A 16241-nucleotide genomic window follows, 5' to 3' on the forward strand; every position below is an offset into this window, starting at 1 on the left:
GGGCCGGGCCGGGCCGGGCCGGGCCGGGCCGGGCCGGGCCGGGCCGGGCCGGGCCGGGCCCTCTCCGACTGACCCCAAATTGGGTCAGGTGACCCAATTTGGGGTCACCCGGAGAGGCACGGGACCAGTTGGGGTCGCTGGGAGCCATTCCGCGTACGCGAAAACCTCTCCGGGTGACCCCAAGTTGGGGACACTCCACCCCGCCCCTGCTCCGACCCTCTCCGAGCGACTCCTCGCTCCGGGAATGGCCTCCCACGGGCCCGTGAGCCGCCAGACTGTCCGCCATCCCCCGAAAGGACGTCGCATGACCCGTCGCAGACCACCCTCCATCGCCGTCGTCGCAGCCCTGGCACTGAGCACCTCGCTGCTCGCCGCGCCGGCGCAGGCCGCGGTCACCGACAAGCAGCTGCCCACGCAGAAGCAGGTCGTGGCCGTGTATCCACACCTGAAGGGAGGCCCGTTCGAGATCGTCAGGGAGAAGACGTTCGTCGCGCCCGACCCCGGGTGCACGGGAGACACCCCGGTTCCAGTGAGGTCCGCCCGCAACGCCTACTACGACCGCAAGGGCGGCGCCATCCCGACGGGCGCCAAGCCGTCGGTGATGATCCGCGTCGCGGAGTTCAAGACCGTCAAGAAGGCCAAGGCCATGATGAAGCGCCACCGCGACTTCATCGGGCACTGCACCTACATGGGCGACACGTACGGTTCCACCGACACCACGCCGTTCCGGGCGCCGAAGGTCGGCGCGGACCGAGTCGGGTACCGGTCGGCGATCACCCCGCACGACGGGGAACCGTTCTGGTGGGTCAACGTCGTGGTCCGCAAGGGCCGCACGATCGTCGACGTGGCCGCTCACGGGGACACCTCTCCGGTGAGGGCCAAGCCCTTCCGCAAGCTCGTCCGGGTGGCGGCGAAGAAGGCCTGAGAAGGCCTGCGCGAACGAACCCGAAATACACGTGGACCGCAGGTCTCGCCTTGTGGGCGCTGACCTGCGGTCCTCGTGTGAGCCGCCTGTCGGAATCGAACCGACGACCTAGTCATTACGAGTGAATCGCTCTACCAACTGAGCTAAGGCGGCGCGCTGCCCGGCGTGGTCGGATGGACCGGCCGGGCAACGTCGGTCAGGATAGCCGACCCGCGCCCGCCGCGCCCAATCAGGCCCACCTCAGCACCCAGTACGGCGGCCGCGCCAGCGATCACTCGCCCCGGTCGACGTCCCCCAGGTCCTCCACCATGGTGATGTCGCCGTCGGGCAGCGACACGATGAAGTCCTCCAGCCCGTCGACCAGGGCCATGGAGTCGGTCAGCTCCAGGCCGATCTCGTACTCGTCGTACTTCCAGGCGAGGTCCTCGGCCGCCCACCACGGGGCGCCCTCCATGCCGCGAACCGTGTCCACGACCTGCTCACCCTCGACGGTGTCCAGCACCCGGGTTGTCACGACCGTCGCCGTGCCCCCGTCCCGGCCACTGGCGACGGGGTCGAGCACCCCGACGTACCGACCGTTCGGCGAGACGGCGAGCGACCCCGGCCGCGCCCGCAGGCCGGTGTCGACGAGGTCGCCGTCCTCGCTGACGAACCACACGCGGGAACCGCTGTCGCCCGAGCTCTCGCCGACAAGGTACGCACCACCGCCGGCGGCGACCACGTCGAGCACCTCCGCCCCCAGCTCGACCACGGTGTCACCGACGCGCAGCGTCGAGGCACCAGTGACCTCGGCGCCGCCCGCCGGAACGTCCGACCCCGGCCGCAACCACTCCCCGGCGTCGTCCGGCAGTGGGGCCGCGCCCGTCACGCCCGGCGGCCGCAGCAGCAGGAAGAGCCCAACGGCGGCCGCGCAGGCCAGGGCGGTCCAGAGGGTGCGCTTCACGGGCTGAGCGTCCCCCGCTCCACCGCGCCCAAACGCACGACGACCCCCGTCGATCGACGGGGGTCGTACGGATCGCTGGAGCGGCCAGCGACCAGGGTCAGACGGCGGCGACGCGCGCGTGGTCGACCGGGGAGACCGGAGCCGGCGCCAGGCCGAACAGGTCGGTGTGGCTGGTCTGCTCGGCGCCGCACCAGCAGGTGAACGTGGCCACGACGCCGTCGGGGGTACCCGCGACGCCGGTGAACTGGCTCATGAAGATCAGCTGGGTGCGGTGGCACGAGGTGCACAGGTGCTTGAACATCGAGGACTCCCTCCGAGGGTGGTGACAGAAGACAGTTGAGGCTTCACGCAATTCTCTCGACATCGACACACAAGGGGTAGCCTCTCTTTCCGATCCTTCCCCAAGGAATTCCCTATAGTTCTTGACATGCTCTCGCTCCACCAGCTGACGTGCTTCCTCGCTGCGTACGAGAACGGCTCGATCACCGCGGCCGCCGACGAGCTCGGGTACGCCCAGCCGAGCGTCAGCGAGCAGATCCGCGGCCTGGAGAAGTCTCTCGGCGTGCAGCTGTTCCGCCGGGTCGGTCGCGGCGTCGTCCCGACCACCGTCGGCGACACCTTCCGACCCCACGCCGAGCGGGTGCTCGCCGCTGCCCGCGAGGCCGAGGACGCCGTGCGCGCCGTCCGCAGCCTGGAGACCGGCACGATCCGGTTCGGCATGTTCGGCACGGCACGCCTGTACGCCGGCGCCGGGCTGGTCGCCGACGTGCTCGCGCGGCACCCGGGCGTTCGGGTCGAGATCATCGGCCAGAACTCCACCGACGTGTGGGACCGGCTGCGTCGCGGCCACATCGAGGTCGCCATGATCGCGATCCCCCACATCACCAGCGAGGGCATGAAGATCACCCCGGTCGCCACCGACGAGCTCGTCTACATCTCCGCCGACCCCGAGCGCACCCGGACACCGGTCACCCCGCACCAGCTGGCCAAGGCCCAGCTGGTGATGTCGGAGACCACGTGGCGAGACGACGATTCCAGCCGCATGATCCTGCGCCGCATGCTCCACGAGACCGGCCTCAACCCGCCGACGCGGATCGAGGTCGAGGACGTCGAGACCGCCGTCGAGATCGTCGGCATGGGACTGGCCGACTCGGTGGTGCCGAAGGGGATCGCCACCCAGCTGCTGCCACGACTCGCACCGAGGGCGGCCATGGTGTCGCTGCGCCCGCGCCAGGTCGACACGATCGCGATCGTGCACCGCGCCGACGCGGTCCTCTCCCCCGCGGCGAAACTCATGATCGAGCTCGCCACGCGACGCATCCACGCCATCGTCGACCCCGTCTGAGGCCGACGCGCCCCCACCCGCTCAGCAGGAGAGCCCGTCGGCGGGCACCGTGCCCTCGATCAGGTAACGCTCGACCGCCTCGTCGACGCACTCGTTGCCCACGCCGTACCCGGTGTGGCCGTCGCCGTCGCGGGAGACCAGCACACCGGAGTCCAGCTGGTCGGCGAGCGCCTCCGACCACTCGTACGGGGTCGCGGGGTCGCGGGTGGTGCCGACCACCACGATCGGCTCGGCCCCCTCGGCGCGGATCTCCAGCGGCTCCTCGGTCGTACGCCCCTTGCTCGAGGAGCAGCCCGCCAGCCCCCAGGCGAAGACCCGGCCGAACGTCGGCGACGCCTCCTCGAACTCGGCGAAGTGGTCAGGGATCTTGCTCCACGGCACCGCGGCGGGGTCGTCGAGGCAGTTGATGGCGAAGATCGCCTCCATCGAGTTGTCGCTGTAGCCGTTCGCGGTGCGTGAGGCGTACATGTCGGCGAGCTCGAGCAGCGCGGTGCCGTTGCCGGCCTGCGCGGTCCGCAGCGCGGTGGACAGCAGCACCCAGTAGTTGCTGGCGTAGAGCGGCGTGACCACGCCGTAGAAGGCCAGGCCGCCGGTCAGCTCCCGGTCCCCGACCTTGATCGGGTCGGCCTCGATGTCGTCGAGGATCTCCTTCACGGTCGCGATGCCCTCGTCGACGTCGTCGCCCAGGAAGCAGCGCTCGGTGGTGTCGACGCAGTTCTTCACGTACGCACGCAGCGCCTGCTCGAATCCGCGCGCCTGCTCCAGCGACATCGTGGTGCTGTCGAGGGAGACGTCCACGCCGCCGTCCAGGACGAGGCGCCCGACCCGCTCGGGGAACAGCTCCGCGTACGTCGCGCCCAGCTTGGTGCCGTACGAGGCCCCGAAGTAGGTCAGCTGCGAGTCACCCAGCGCCGCCCGGAGCACGTCCATGTCGCGGGCGGCCTCGATCGTGGAGACGTGGTTGACCAGGTCGCCCGACCGGGCCGCGCAGCCCGCGCCGAAGGACTTCGAGGCGGCCTCGACCGTGGCGATCTCCGCCGGCGTCTCGGGGACGGGGTCGCCGGCGACGTACGCGTCGAGCTCGTCGTCGGTGACGCAGTCGATGGCGGTGGAGCGTCCGGTGCCGCGCGGGTCGAAGCCGACGACGTCGAAGTGGTGGCGCAGCGCCTTGCTGAACGCGAAGGAGGCGTTCTTGGCGTACTCGGTGCCCGAGCCGCCGGGGCCGCCGGGGTTGACCACCATCGACCCCAGCGCGTCGCCGCCGGCGGGGACCCGCAGCACGGCGATGGTGATCTCCTCACCGTCGGGCTCGGCGTAGTCCATCGGGACCGTCAGCTCGGCGCAGTCGTCACCGTCGCAGTCGGACCACTCCAGCTCCTGGGAGTAGTACTTCTCCAGTCCGGCGGGAGCCGCACGTGGGTCGAGGTCGTCGGGCAGCGAGACCGGGTCGAACGAGCCGCCACCACCACCGCGCAGCGCCAGCACCGCCGCGGCGGTCGCGCCGAGCGCACCGAGGAAGAGGACCACCACGGCCAGGATCGCCACCCACCGCTTCATCGACCACTCCCACTCCGCAGCACGAGCTGCACGGACATCGACTCCAGCGCCACCTGCGGCTGCACGTTGAACTCCAGCATCTGCTCACGCGCCACGAAGACGGCGTCGATCATCTGCAGCAGCCCCTCGGGTGGGACCGCACGCGCGACCGCCTGCACGTCGGCACGGATCTCCTCGTTGACGAGCTCGGTCGTCGACCCCATCGCCACCGTGATCGCGTCGCGGTAGACGGAGACCAGGTCCATCAGGGACCGGTCGACCACGTCGAGCACCCGGCGCTTGGCACGCGACTTCTGCCCCTTCTCCAGGGCGGTGAGGGCGGGGCCGTACTCGCGTGGGCGCCGGCCCCGCTGCTCCACGCCGTACGCGGCGTCGAGGTCGGACTTCTCCTTGGCGTCGAGCGCGGCGGTGATCGCGGCGGCCTCGTCGCGGGCCACGTCGAGGATGTTGGAGGCGGCGTTCATCGCCGAGCCGATGTTCTTGAGACGGGCAGGCAGCTTGACGATCTCCTGGCGCCGGTTGCGGGTCGCCTCGTCGGTGGCCAGCGCCTTGGCGCGCCCGATGTGTCCCTGGCTGGCGCGCGCCGAGTGCGCGGCGAGCGGCGGAGGCACGTCGTACGCCCGGACCAGGAACTCCGACACCTCGGCCGTCGTGGGCGTGGTGAGCGCGACCAGCCGGCACCGGGACCGGATGGTGGGCAGCAGGTCCTCGGTCGTGGGCGCGCACAGTAGCCACACGGTGCGCGCGTTGGGCTCCTCGATCGCCTTGAGGAGGGCGTTGCAGGCCTGGTCGGTGAGGCGGTCGGCGTCCTCGACGAGCAGCACCTGCCAGCGCGCGGTGGTCGGCGTCAGCGCGGAGCGGCGGACGAGACTGCGGACCTCGTCGACGCCGATGGAGAGCTTCTCGGTGCGGACCACGGTGACGTCGGGGTGGGTGCCGGCCCGGACCGTGCGGCACGCCTGGCAGGAGCCGCACCCGGTGCCGGCCTCGCACTGCAGGCCGGCAGCGAACGCGGTGGCGGCGTTGGAGCGGCCCGAGCCGGGCGGACCCACGAACAGCCAGGCGTGGGTCATGCCGTCACCCGCCGCGGCGCGCCGCAACGCCTCGATGGCCGGTCGCTGCCCGACGAGGTCGCCCCACACCGGGCCGCGGGGAGTGCTCACCGTGCTCACCGCTCCTCCAGCGCCTGCTGGACCCGGGCGCGTACGGCGGCGGCGATCTCCTCGATCGTGCCGCGGGCGTCGAGGACGAGGTAGTGGTCAGGGTCGGCGGCGGCGAGGTCGAGGAACCCCTGGCGGACCCGCTGGTGGAACTCCATCCCGGCCGCCTCGATCCGGTCGCGCTCGGTGAAGCGCCCCAGACCGGCCTGCGGCGCCAGGTCGAGGACCACGGTCACGTGCGGTCGCAGGTCGCCGGTGGCCCACCGGTTGACCTGCTCCACCTCGGAGACCACGAGGTCACGGCCCGCGCCCTGGTAGGCCAGCGCGGAGTCGACGTACCGGTCGGTGATGACGACCTCGTCCCGCGCGAGGGCCGGCAGGATGACGCGGTCGACGTGCTCGGCCTTGTCGGCCGCGTAGAGCAGCGCCTCGGTGCGGTGGGACAGCTCGCCGGTCTCGGGCGAGAGGACGATGCGGCGCAGCTCCTGGCCCACCTCGGTGCCGCCCGGCTCGCGGGTCAGCAGGACGGTGCGGCCCTGCTCGACGAGCCAGTCGTGCAGAAGTCGCGACTGGGTCGACTTGCCGCCACCCTCGCCGCCCTCGAAGCAGACGAACAACCCGCTGTCCGCGTACACACCCTCGCTCACGCGCACACCCTACGGGGAGGGTCCGACAACGGCGGTTCGTGTACGTCCCCGCGCAGGCCGAGGGAGACGTACCCTTCTCCCGTGAGCACCACCCTCGAGCAGCCCGCCGCGGCTCCCGCACCCGCCGGACCGGCGCCCCGCCGCCCCTGGCCGGGGTGGGTGCCCGCGTTCCGCGCCACCGGGTGGACCCTGCTGCTCCTGTGGGCGTTCGCCACCGTGACCGCCCAGTTCGTCGGGTACTCCGACGGCTCCGCCAGCGACCTCCGTCAGGGGCTGCGGTCAGGCGAGGTCACGCAGGTCGTGCTCGACCTCGACACGTACCCCGACGAGGTCGACTTCGGCTACACGGAAGGATCCGTCAACCACGTCGACGTGCAGTGGCGCGACGGCTGGCGTCTGCGCCGGACCACACTGACCGAGTACCCCACCGAGGCTCGGGCGGAGCGGGCGCGCGAACGCGTGCAGAACTCGCAGGGCTCGGGGCCCGGACAGCCCGAGCCCGCCCGGATCGTGGTCGCGCCGGTGCAGGAGTGGCTCGAGGCGTTCGAGGCCGAGGTGGTCGTCGCTGACCTGCCGCCAGCGCGCTACTCGATCGGCTCCCTGAACCTGCCCGCACCGCTCTTCACCACACTGCTGGGCCTCACAGTCGCGACCTGGCTCCTGGTCGCGGTCAACGCTCAGCCATGGCGGGCCACCAGCTGGGCGTGGGCCTGGCTGGTGCTGGTGGTGCCACCGCTGGGCGTGCCCGCCTACCTGCTGCTCGGCGGTCCGACCGGCCTCTTCCGCCCGGCCGAGGGGCACCGGCGGCTGACCGGAGGGTGGGCCCTCCTGCTGGCGTGGCTCGTACTCGCCCCTCTCTCAGCGGGGCTGCTCGGCGGGACCCCGGTCTGACGGACGCCCGCACGGGCAACGGTCCCAGCGGCCACTTGCGTCATACGAACGGCGCCCGAGGGTGCGTCATACGAACGGCGCCCGGCCAGCCCTGCGTCATACGAGCGAGGTCAGGTACCGCCCTGCGTCATCCGTTTCCGAACCTCTAGGTGCCGATCCGCATGACGGGCGGCGACGTCAGGGCGCGTACGTATGACGCAGCGCCGACACCCGCGCGTACGCATGACGCAGCGCCGACACCCGGAGAGGCCAGCCGGCTCAGGCCTTCTTCGCAGCCTTCTTCGTCGTCGACTTCTTGGCGGTCGACTTCTTGGCCGTCGTCTTCTTCGCGGCAGCCTTCTTGGCGGTCGTCTTCTTGGCGGTGGTCTTCTTCGCCGCCTTCTTGGCGGTCTTCTTGGCCGGGGCCTTGGCCCGACGCTCGGCCAGCAGCTCGGCGGCGCGCTCGAGGGTGATCCCCTCGACCGTGTCGTCCTTGCGCAGCGTCGCGTTGTGCTCACCGTCGGTGACGTACTCGCCGAAGCGGCCCGACTTCACCACGACCGGGTTGCCGGAGACCGGGTCGTTGCCGAGCTCCTTGAGCGGGGCCGCGGCGGCAGCACGCCCGCGCTGCTTGGGCTGGGCGTAGATCGCCTTGGCCTGGTCGAGGGTGATGTCGAAGATCTGGTCCTCGCTGGTCAGCGAGCGGCTGTCGGTGCCCTTCTTCAGGTACGGACCGTAGCGGCCGTTCTGCGCCGTGATCTCCGTGCCGTCCTCGTCGACACCCACCACGCGGGGGAGGTCGAGCAGCTGGACGGCCTGCTCGAGCGTGACGGTGTCCAGCGCCATCGACTTGAACAGCGACCCGGTGCGGGGCTTGGCCGACTTGGGCGAGCCCTCGGGCAGCTGCTCGGTGACGTACGGGCCGAAGCGGCCGTTCTTGGCCACGATGGTGAGCCCGGTGTCGGGGTGCTGGCCGACGACCTGCTCCTCGCCGGCAGGGTTGGCCAGCAGCTCCTTGGCCAGCGCCAGGGTGAGCTCGTCGGGCGGCAGGTCCTCGGGCACGTTGGCGCGCACCGGCGCACCGGTGCCGTCCTCGCCGCCCTTGGGGTCGGGGCCCTCGATGTACGGGCCGTAGCGGCCCACGCGCAGGTTGATCCCCGACCCGGCGCCGCCGATGGGGAACGTCGCCAGCTCCTTGGCGTCGATCTCACCCAGCTCGGTGACCAGCGTCTTGAGGCCGTCGACGGCGTCGTTGCCGTAGTAGAACTCGCTCAGCTCGCTGGCCCGGTCGGCGCGACCGGCCGCGATCTCGTCGAGGCGGTCCTCCATCTCGGCGGTGAACTCGTACGAGATCTGCCGGGTGAAGTGCTCGGTCAGCAGTCGCGTCACCGAGAAGGCCAGCCACGCCGGGACCAGCGCGGTGCCCTTCTTGTAGACGTACCCGCGGTTGATGATCGTCGAGATGATCGAGGCGTACGTCGAGGGCCGGCCGATCTCGCGGTCCTCGAGCTCCTTGATCAGCGTCGCCTCGGTGTATCGGGCCGGCGGCTTGGTCTCGTGCCCCTCGGCGCTCAAGGTGGCCGCGTTGACCGCGTCCCCCTGGACCACGTTGGGCAGCCGGGCCTCAGCGTCGTCGCGGCGCTTGGAGGTGTCGTCGATGTCCTCGACGTACGCCTTGAGGAAGCCGTGGAAGGTGATGGTGCGGCCGCTGGAGGAGAAGACCACGTCGCGGCCGTCGGAGGCGGCACCGCCCAGGCGCACGGTGACGGAGTTGCCGACCGCGTCCTTCATCTGCGAGGCGACGGTACGCATCCAGATCAGCTCGTACAGGCGGAACTGGTCGCCGGACAGGCCGGTCTGCGCCGGCGTGCGGAACGAGTCGCCCGCGGGACGGATCGCCTCGTGCGCCTCCTGGGCGTTCTTGACCTTGGAGGTGTACGTGCGGGGCGAGTCCGGGAGGTACTCCGAGCCGTACAGCTCGGCGACCTGCGCGCGGGCGGCACCGACCGCGGAGCCCGACAGCGTGGTCGAGTCCGTACGCATGTAGGTGATGAAGCCGTTCTCGTAGAGCCGCTGCGCCACCGACATGGTGATCGCCGCGCTCATGCCGAGCTTGCGGGAGGCCTCCTGCTGCAGCGTCGTCGTGCGGAAGGGGGCGTACGGGGAACGGCGGTACGGCTTGGACTCGACCGAGCGGACCTCGAAGGTCGTGTCGGCCAGGGCTGCGACGAGCGCGTCGGCCCCGGCGCGGTCCAGGTGGACGCGGTCAGAGCTCTTGAGCGTGGCGGTGTTGTCGAAGTCGCTGCCGCGCGCCACGCGGGCGCCGTCGACGGAGTGCAGCTTGGAGCCGAACATGCGGGGGTCGTGCGTGGCGCCGGCGTCGAAGGTGGCGTCGATGTCCCAGTACGAGGCGACCTTGAACTTCATCCGGTCGGACTCGCGGTCCACGACCAGACGCGTCGCCACCGACTGCACGCGACCCGCGGAGAGGCCGGACATGACCTTCTTCCACAGCACCGGGGAGACCTCGTAGCCGTAGAGGCGGTCGACGATGCGGCGCGCCTCCTGGGCCTCGACCAGGTCCTCGTTGATCTCGCGCGGGTTCTCGACGGCGGCCAGGATCGCCGGCTTGGTGATCTCGTGGAACACCATGCGGTGCACCGGGAGCCCCTTCGGCGGCTTGAGCTCGTCGAGCAGGTGCCAGGCGATGGCCTCCCCCTCGCGGTCCTCATCGGTGGCGAGGTAGAGGGCGTCGGCCTCCTTGGCCAGCTTCTTCAGCTTGGCGATGTGGGACTTCTTGTCGCGCGGCACCACGTAGTACGGCTCGAAGCCGTTCTCCACGTCGACCGCGAGGCGGCCCCACGGCTTGTCCTTGATCTTGGCCGGGGTGTCGGCAGCACTGTTGGGCAGGTCGCGGATGTGACCGATGGAGGACTCCACGACGTAGTCGGGGCCCAGGTATCCGCCGATGGTGCGCGCCTTGGCGGGCGACTCGACGATGACCAACTTGTGTGCCACTGGCATTCCCTTGCTTCTCACGGCCCCACCGGGACCGAACGGCCACACCGTAGCGCGAACCGCCCACGACGACGTGCGCAGGCATTCGATCCGCGCCCGTACCCACCACTCCCGGAGGAGTCACACGACCGGGTTGATCCGGCGTTCCTCGCGGTCCAGCAGGCCCTGGGCCGCAGCGTACGTCGCCGAGCTGTACGCGCCGATCGACCGCTCCTCCCACAACGCCTCCTGCATCGCCTCCAGGTAGCGGCGCTGCACGATCAGGGAGCGCTCCCAGCTGTCGGGACGGCGGTGCTTGAGCGCCGTGGTGGTGCCCATCAGCAGCGGGATGAAGCGGCGCGAGATCCACTCCACCAGCTCCGGGTCGAGCTTCTCCCCGTCGACGGTGATCTCGGCCATCGGCCCCACCAGGTCGACCGACCGCTCCCCCAGCGCCTTCATCAACCGGCTCAGCTCGGCGTTGCGGGCCTTCGTGCGCGGAGCGAAGTTGAGTCGGCGGATCAGGGCGGGCAGCGTGCCGCCGAAGCCCACGAGGCTCACCACCGCGACCGTGAAGGCGGCCAGGACCAGGGTCGCCCGGTGCTCGGTCCCGTGCGGGATCGACTGGGCGGCGGCCAGCGTGACCACGCCCCGCATCCCCGCCCACGCCAGGACCAGACCGCCGCGGCCCGTCAACGGTTCACGCCGCTCGAACGCGACGTCGGCGCTCGTACGGGCCACCCGCCGGCGCAGCTGGTCCAGGCGCAGCTCCTGGGTCTCGGTCTCCGGCTCCAGCGACTCGATCCGCTGCTCCGCGACGCCCAGCCACTCCTCGACGCGCTCGCGCCGCACCGGGCGTACCCGGCGGCCCAGCAGCAGCGGGCCAGCCACCCCGACGAACCGCAGCAGCACGAGCAGCCCGACCAGGACGGCCACCAGGAGCCACAGGTCGGCCAGGTCGCCCTCCGCGCTGGCCTGGTCGACCAGCGCGGGCAGCTCGAGACCCATCAGCAGGAAGACGCCGCTCTCCAGGACGAAGTTGACCGTCGCCCAGTTCGTCGCCTCGCTCTGCCGGTCGTGGGCGGTGAAGCGGCGCATCGCCTGGTGACCGGTGATGAGACCGGCGACGACCACCGCCAGGACGCCCGAGGCTCCGAGCTCCTCCGCCGGGAAGTAGGAGAGGAAGGGCACCGCGAACGAGATGGTCGTGTTGAGCACCGGGTCGCCCAGCCGCTGGCGCAGCAGCACCGTGGCCCACCCGACGGCCAGGCCGACCAGCACCGCACCCGCCACCGCCCACGCGAAGTCGAGCGCCGCGTCGCCCAGGCTGAAGGTGCCCACGGCTCCAGCGGCCAGTGCCGTACGCAGCACCACCAGGGCCGAGGCGTCGTTGACCAGGCTCTCCCCCTCCAGCACCGTCATCAGCCGCGGCGGCAGGCCGAGGCGCTTGCCGATCGCGGTCGCCGCGACGGCGTCGGTGGGGCTCAGCACCGCCCCCAGCGCCACCGCGAGGGCGAACGGGATGTGCGGGAACAGCCAGTGCACGACCACGCCGACGACCAGCGCGGAGACGATCACCAGGACCACCGACAGCCAGGCGATGAGCCCCAGGTTGCGGCGTACGTCGAGGATCGGCATCCGCACCGCCGAGGCGTACAGCAGCGGCGGCAGGACCCCGGCGAGGATCACCTCCGGGGCCACCTCGATCTCCGGCATCCCGGGCACGTAGCTCGCCCCGATGCCGAAGGCGAGGAGCAGCAACGGGGCGGCGATCCCGGTGCGGTGCGACAGCACGGACGCAACGACCAGGATCGCCAGGCCTCCGACGACGATCAGGATCAGCTCATGGGGCACCGTTCGAGGATAGGCACCGCCGGTGACACCCCCGCCAGGTCAGTCGAGGAGGAAGCCCTCGCGCACCAGCTCGGTGACCACCGGCAGGTACGTGGCCGACAGCTCCGCGCGGTCCGTCTCCAGCAGCACGCTCAACGCGTCGAGGATCTGGCCCACCGACAGGTCGCCGTCGCAGGCACCGACCAGCGCCGCCTCCACGGTGTCGGCGCTGCGGGCGCGACGCAGCCCGCGCTGCTGGCGCAGCACCACCGTGGACGGGTCCTCCGCCCCGGGAGCCCCGAAGGTCTCCTGCTGGACGTCGGGACGGCGCAGGAACCGCCGCGACTCGTCGACGGTGACGTCGAGGGCCGCGCCCCACTCGGCGATGGCGGGCCCGATCGGCTGCTCCACGTCGTAGGGCCACTCCAGCAGCGTGTGGCGCCCCGAACCGCCCGCGCGCACGTTGATCCAGCCGAAGCCGACCGACTCGATGCCCTGCTGCTCGAACCACGACAGCCAGGTGTCGTACCGGCTCGCGTAGTCGGGACGCCCGTGCACCCCCTCGTCCTTGAGCCACAGCTCGACGTACGAGGCGGGGTCGAGGACCTCGCGCTGCACCACGAACGCGTCGGTGTCGTCGCTCAGCCACGTCGCCAGGCGCTCGTCCCAGCCGCGGCCGCGCTCGATCGTCCAGTTGGCCAGGACCTGGCACCAGCCGCCGTCGTTGAGGTGGCGCGGCGCGGCGCGCACGATGTCCTCCACCACGCGGTCGCCCGGCAGGCCGGAGTCGCGGTACACCAGGCGCTCGCCGGTGGCCGGGGAGATCACGAACGGCGGGTTCGTGGCGATCAGGTCGAACTTCTCGCCCGCCACCGGCTCCCAGAAGGAGCCCTCGCGGACGTCCACGTCGACCTCGTTGAGGGCGGCGTTGACGCGGGCCACCCACAGGGCCCGCGTGTTGACGTCGGTCGCGACGACCTCGTCGGCGTGCGCGGCCAGGTGCAGCGCCTGCACCCCGCACCCGGTGCCGAGGTCGAGCGCGCGGCCGACCTCCTCGCGGATCGTCAGCTGGGCCAGCGACGTGGAGGCCGAGGAGATCCCGAGCACGTGGTCCGCGCCCACCTTGTTGGGCGAGCCGTCCAGCCCGGGCGTGAGGTCGGAGACGACCCACAGGTCGCGGTCGTCGGCGGTGTACGGGCGGCAGTCCAGCCGCGCCGCGACCTCGCTGACCGACTGCTCCAGCAGGCCCGCGTTGCACAGTTGGTCGACCAGCCCCGGCAGCGCGGCGTCCGCGGCGTCGCGGTCGACAGGAGCCTGCAGCAGGAACAGCCGGGTCAGCGTCGCCAGCGGCGAGCCGTCCGTCGTACGGCGCAACCCGGGCGTGGTCTCGTTGCGGCCCAGCGCGCGGTGCGCCTCCTCACCCAGCATCCCGGCGACGCCGTCCACGGTGAACCCGGCGTCGACCAGAGCCGTACGCAACCCAGCGGTGAAGTCGAGAGTCATGCCCGGATCCTCTCAGGTGCCCGCGACCGGTTGGCGGGCCGTCCGGGTCACTCCTCGGGCTTCTCCGTCGCCGACGGGGCCTCGGTGACCTTCGGCGACTCGGTCTCGTCGGTGATGCCGATGCACTCCTTCACCGCCGTCGCGAGCTCTCCGGCGTCGGCGGACTGGGCGCCCTCGGCGAAGACGGTGATGAAGTACTCACGGGTCGCCTTCGGTGTCAGGACGTCGGAGAGGCAGGCGCGCTGCTTCTTGGTGAACTCCTCCCGCGCCGTGTACTCGGTGCGCAGCTCCTCGCCCAGGTCGATGCCGCACTCGACGAAACCGTCGTACACCTGCGCGGCGTCCTCGCCGGCCAGGCCGGTGCCCAGGCCCGCGGACCCGTCCCGGATCTCCTCGGGCGTACCCGCCTCGCGGATCGCGTCGAGGCCGACCGCGTCGACCAGCGTCTCGGCGGCGCAGGTGGCGGTCTCGTCGTCCACGGCCGTCTCGCTGCCCTGCAACGTCTCGGTCATCGCCGTCACGTAGTCGCCGCGGCTCGCCGGGCCCTCGGCGTCCTCGCCGGAGCACGCCACCAGGAGCAGGGCGACGGGGGCGAGGAGCAGGGCACGGGTACGGCGGGACAACGGGACCTCCGGTGGGTGGCGCGGGGCGCGCGAGGGGGGACGACGCGCAGCGGCGCGGCGACTCCGAGGGTAGCGACCGGTCCACAGCCGTACGGTCCGCGAGGCCGGGTCTCGACGGGTTCGACCAACGGCTGGACGCGGGTCGAGCCCGCCGGGACCAGGGTCCCGACGGGCTCGACCAACGAGCGGGGCGATCAGGCCATCGCCACTCCTGATGCGGCGCGGCTAGGCCATCGCCATCGAACCCCGGCGCTTGGACATCACGACGACTACCACGATGATCGCAACCGCGGCGGCGGCGATCAGGTACCGGAGGCCGTCGTTCTGGTCGCTGCCCATGCTGAGCTGCACCACCGTGGTGGCGATCAGCAGCGAGACCAGGTTCATCACCTTGAGCAGCGGGTTGATCGCCGGACCGGCGGTGTCCTTGAACGGGTCCCCGACGGTGTCGCCGATGACGGTGGCGGCGTGGGCGTCGGAGCCCTTGCCGCCGTGGTGGCCGTCCTCGACCAGCTTCTTGGCGTTGTCCCAGGCACCACCCGCGTTGGCCAGGAAGACGGCCATCAGTGTGCCCGCTCCGATCGCGCCGGCCAGGAACCCGGCCAGAGCCTCGACGCCGAGACCGAACCCGACCGCGATCGGCGCCATCACCGCCAGCACGCCCGGCGTGACCAGCTCACGCAGCGAGTCGCGGGTGACGATGTCGACGACCTTGCCGTACTCCGGACGACCGGTGCCCTCCATGATCCCGGGGATCTCGCGGAACTGGCGACGCACCTCCATCACCACGGCCCCGGCCGCACGGCCGACCGCGTTGATGGCCAGACCGGAGAAGAGGAAGACCACCGCGGCGCCGATGAGGATGCCGACCAGGATCGCCGGGCTGAAGACGGTGAAGTCGAGCGCGTCCGTGGCGCCCGACTCCGCGAACGCCTCCGCCACGGAGGTGGCGTACGAGCCGAACAGCGCCGTCGCCGCCAGCACGGCGGTGGCGATCGCGATGCCCTTGGTGATCGCCTTGGTGGTGTTGCCGACCGCGTCGAGCTCGGTGAGGATCTGGGCGCCCTCCTCGTTGACGTCGCCCGACATCTCGGCGATGCCCTGGGCGTTGTCGGAGACCGGGCCGAAGGTGTCCATCGCGACGATCACGCCGACGGTGGTGAGCAGACCGCAGCCGGCCAGCGCGACCGCGAACAGGGACACCGTCAGCGTCGCGCCACCGAGCAGGAAGCCGCCGAAGACGGCGGCGCCGATGACGAGCGTGGTGTAGACCGCCGACTCGAAGCCGACCGAGAGGCCCGACAGGATGACGGTCGCGGGCCCGGTCAGCGACGTCGCGCCGACCTCCTTGACCGGGTTGTACTCGGTGCCGGTGTAGTAGCCGGTCAGCGCCAGGATCGCCGCCGCCATCACGACGCCGATGACGACCGCCACCGACGCGATCAGGCGGGGGTCGCCCTCGGCGCCGGCCATGTCCATGCCGGTGACGTTGGAGAACTCCGCGAAGCTGCTCGGCAGGTAGACGTACGACAGCACGACCGATGCCACGGCGCCGACGGCGGCCGAGACGTAGAAGGCGCGGTTGATGGTGACCAGGCCGTTCTCGCCGGCGCGGGGACGGGTGATGACGATGCCGAGCACCGCCGTGAGCGCGCCGATCGCGGGGATCAGGAGCGGGAAGACGAGGCCCGCGTCGCCGAACGCCTGCGAGCCGAGGATCAGGGCCGCGACGAGCGTGACCGCGTACGACTCGAACAGGTCGGCGGCCATGCCGGCGCAGTCACCGACGTTGTCGCCCACGTTGTCGGCGATGGTGGCGGCGTTGCGCGGGTCGTCCT

General features: G+C 71.4%; 13 protein-coding genes and 1 tRNA gene. 3 read left to right on the forward strand and 11 right to left on the reverse strand.

Features of this window, described 5'->3' with window-relative positions:
* Window positions 1-304: 304 nt before the first annotated feature.
* Window positions 305-925, forward strand: coding sequence for a hypothetical protein (locus ACI379_RS03390; protein WP_439790655.1), 621 nt, complete (start codon window positions 305-307; stop codon window positions 923-925).
* Window positions 926-1005: 80 nt separating this feature from the next.
* On the opposite strand, the gene ACI379_RS03395 is transcribed toward ACI379_RS03390, so the two are convergent.
* The 3 genes from ACI379_RS03395 to ACI379_RS03405 form a co-directional block, all read right to left on the reverse strand.
* A tRNA-Thr gene (locus tag ACI379_RS03395) sits at window positions 1006-1078 on the reverse strand.
* Window positions 1079-1196: 118 nt separating this feature from the next.
* Window positions 1197-1868: a hypothetical protein gene (locus ACI379_RS03400; RefSeq protein WP_439790656.1), complete on the reverse strand. Its 672-nt coding sequence runs from the start codon at window positions 1866-1868 to the stop codon at window positions 1197-1199.
* A gap of 97 nt (window positions 1869-1965) precedes the next feature.
* Window positions 1966-2169, reverse strand: a complete 204-nt coding sequence (locus ACI379_RS03405) for a hypothetical protein (RefSeq protein WP_439790657.1) — start codon at window positions 2167-2169, stop codon at window positions 1966-1968.
* Window positions 2170-2295: 126 nt separating this feature from the next.
* Here ACI379_RS03405 and ACI379_RS03410 point away from each other — a divergent pair, with 126 nt between their 5' ends.
* Window positions 2296-3213, forward strand: coding sequence for a LysR family transcriptional regulator (locus ACI379_RS03410; RefSeq protein WP_439790658.1), 918 nt, complete (start codon window positions 2296-2298; stop codon window positions 3211-3213).
* Window positions 3214-3234: 21 nt separating this feature from the next.
* Here ACI379_RS03410 and ACI379_RS03415 read toward each other — a convergent pair whose 3' ends face one another.
* From ACI379_RS03415 to tmk, 3 genes are read right to left on the reverse strand one after another with little or no spacing between them, the layout of a single operon-like run.
* Window positions 3235-4770, reverse strand: a complete 1536-nt coding sequence (locus ACI379_RS03415) for an alpha/beta hydrolase (protein ID WP_439790659.1) — start codon at window positions 4768-4770, stop codon at window positions 3235-3237.
* A complete protein-coding gene (locus ACI379_RS03420) occupies window positions 4767-5933 on the reverse strand; it encodes a DNA polymerase III subunit delta' (RefSeq protein WP_439790660.1) in 1167 nt (388 codons plus the stop codon). Before ACI379_RS03420 ends, ACI379_RS03415 begins: the two co-directional genes overlap by 4 nt.
* A gap of 5 nt (window positions 5934-5938) precedes the next feature.
* Window positions 5939-6577, reverse strand: a complete 639-nt coding sequence (gene tmk / locus ACI379_RS03425) for a dTMP kinase (protein WP_439790661.1) — start codon at window positions 6575-6577, stop codon at window positions 5939-5941.
* Between the two features lie 81 nt (window positions 6578-6658).
* Between tmk and ACI379_RS03430 the strand changes: the two genes are divergently transcribed.
* Window positions 6659-7468, forward strand: coding sequence for a hypothetical protein (locus ACI379_RS03430; RefSeq protein WP_439790662.1), 810 nt, complete (start codon window positions 6659-6661; stop codon window positions 7466-7468).
* Window positions 7469-7726: 258 nt separating this feature from the next.
* On the opposite strand, the gene topA is transcribed toward ACI379_RS03430, so the two are convergent.
* From topA to ACI379_RS03455, 5 genes are all read right to left on the reverse strand, one after another.
* Window positions 7727-10471: a type I DNA topoisomerase gene (gene topA, locus ACI379_RS03435; protein ID WP_439790663.1), complete on the reverse strand. Its 2745-nt coding sequence runs from the start codon at window positions 10469-10471 to the stop codon at window positions 7727-7729.
* A gap of 114 nt (window positions 10472-10585) precedes the next feature.
* Entirely contained in the window at window positions 10586-12298 is a 1713-nt protein-coding gene (locus ACI379_RS03440; RefSeq protein ID WP_439790664.1) for a cation:proton antiporter, read from the reverse strand.
* 39 nt (window positions 12299-12337) lie between these two features.
* Window positions 12338-13780 (reverse strand): DUF7059 domain-containing protein, encoded by a 1443-nt coding sequence (locus tag ACI379_RS03445; RefSeq protein ID WP_439790665.1) that lies wholly within the window; start codon window positions 13778-13780, stop codon window positions 12338-12340.
* A gap of 47 nt (window positions 13781-13827) precedes the next feature.
* Window positions 13828-14403 (reverse strand): hypothetical protein, encoded by a 576-nt coding sequence (locus tag ACI379_RS03450; RefSeq protein WP_439790666.1) that lies wholly within the window; start codon window positions 14401-14403, stop codon window positions 13828-13830.
* Between the two features lie 225 nt (window positions 14404-14628).
* A partial coding sequence (locus tag ACI379_RS03455; protein ID WP_439790667.1) for a proton/sodium-translocating pyrophosphatase occupies window positions 14629-16241 on the reverse strand: 1613 nt, incomplete at its 5' end.

Source organism: Nocardioides sp. (assembly GCF_051876515.1).
Classification (GTDB): Bacteria; Actinomycetota; Actinomycetes; order Propionibacteriales; family Nocardioidaceae; genus Nocardioides.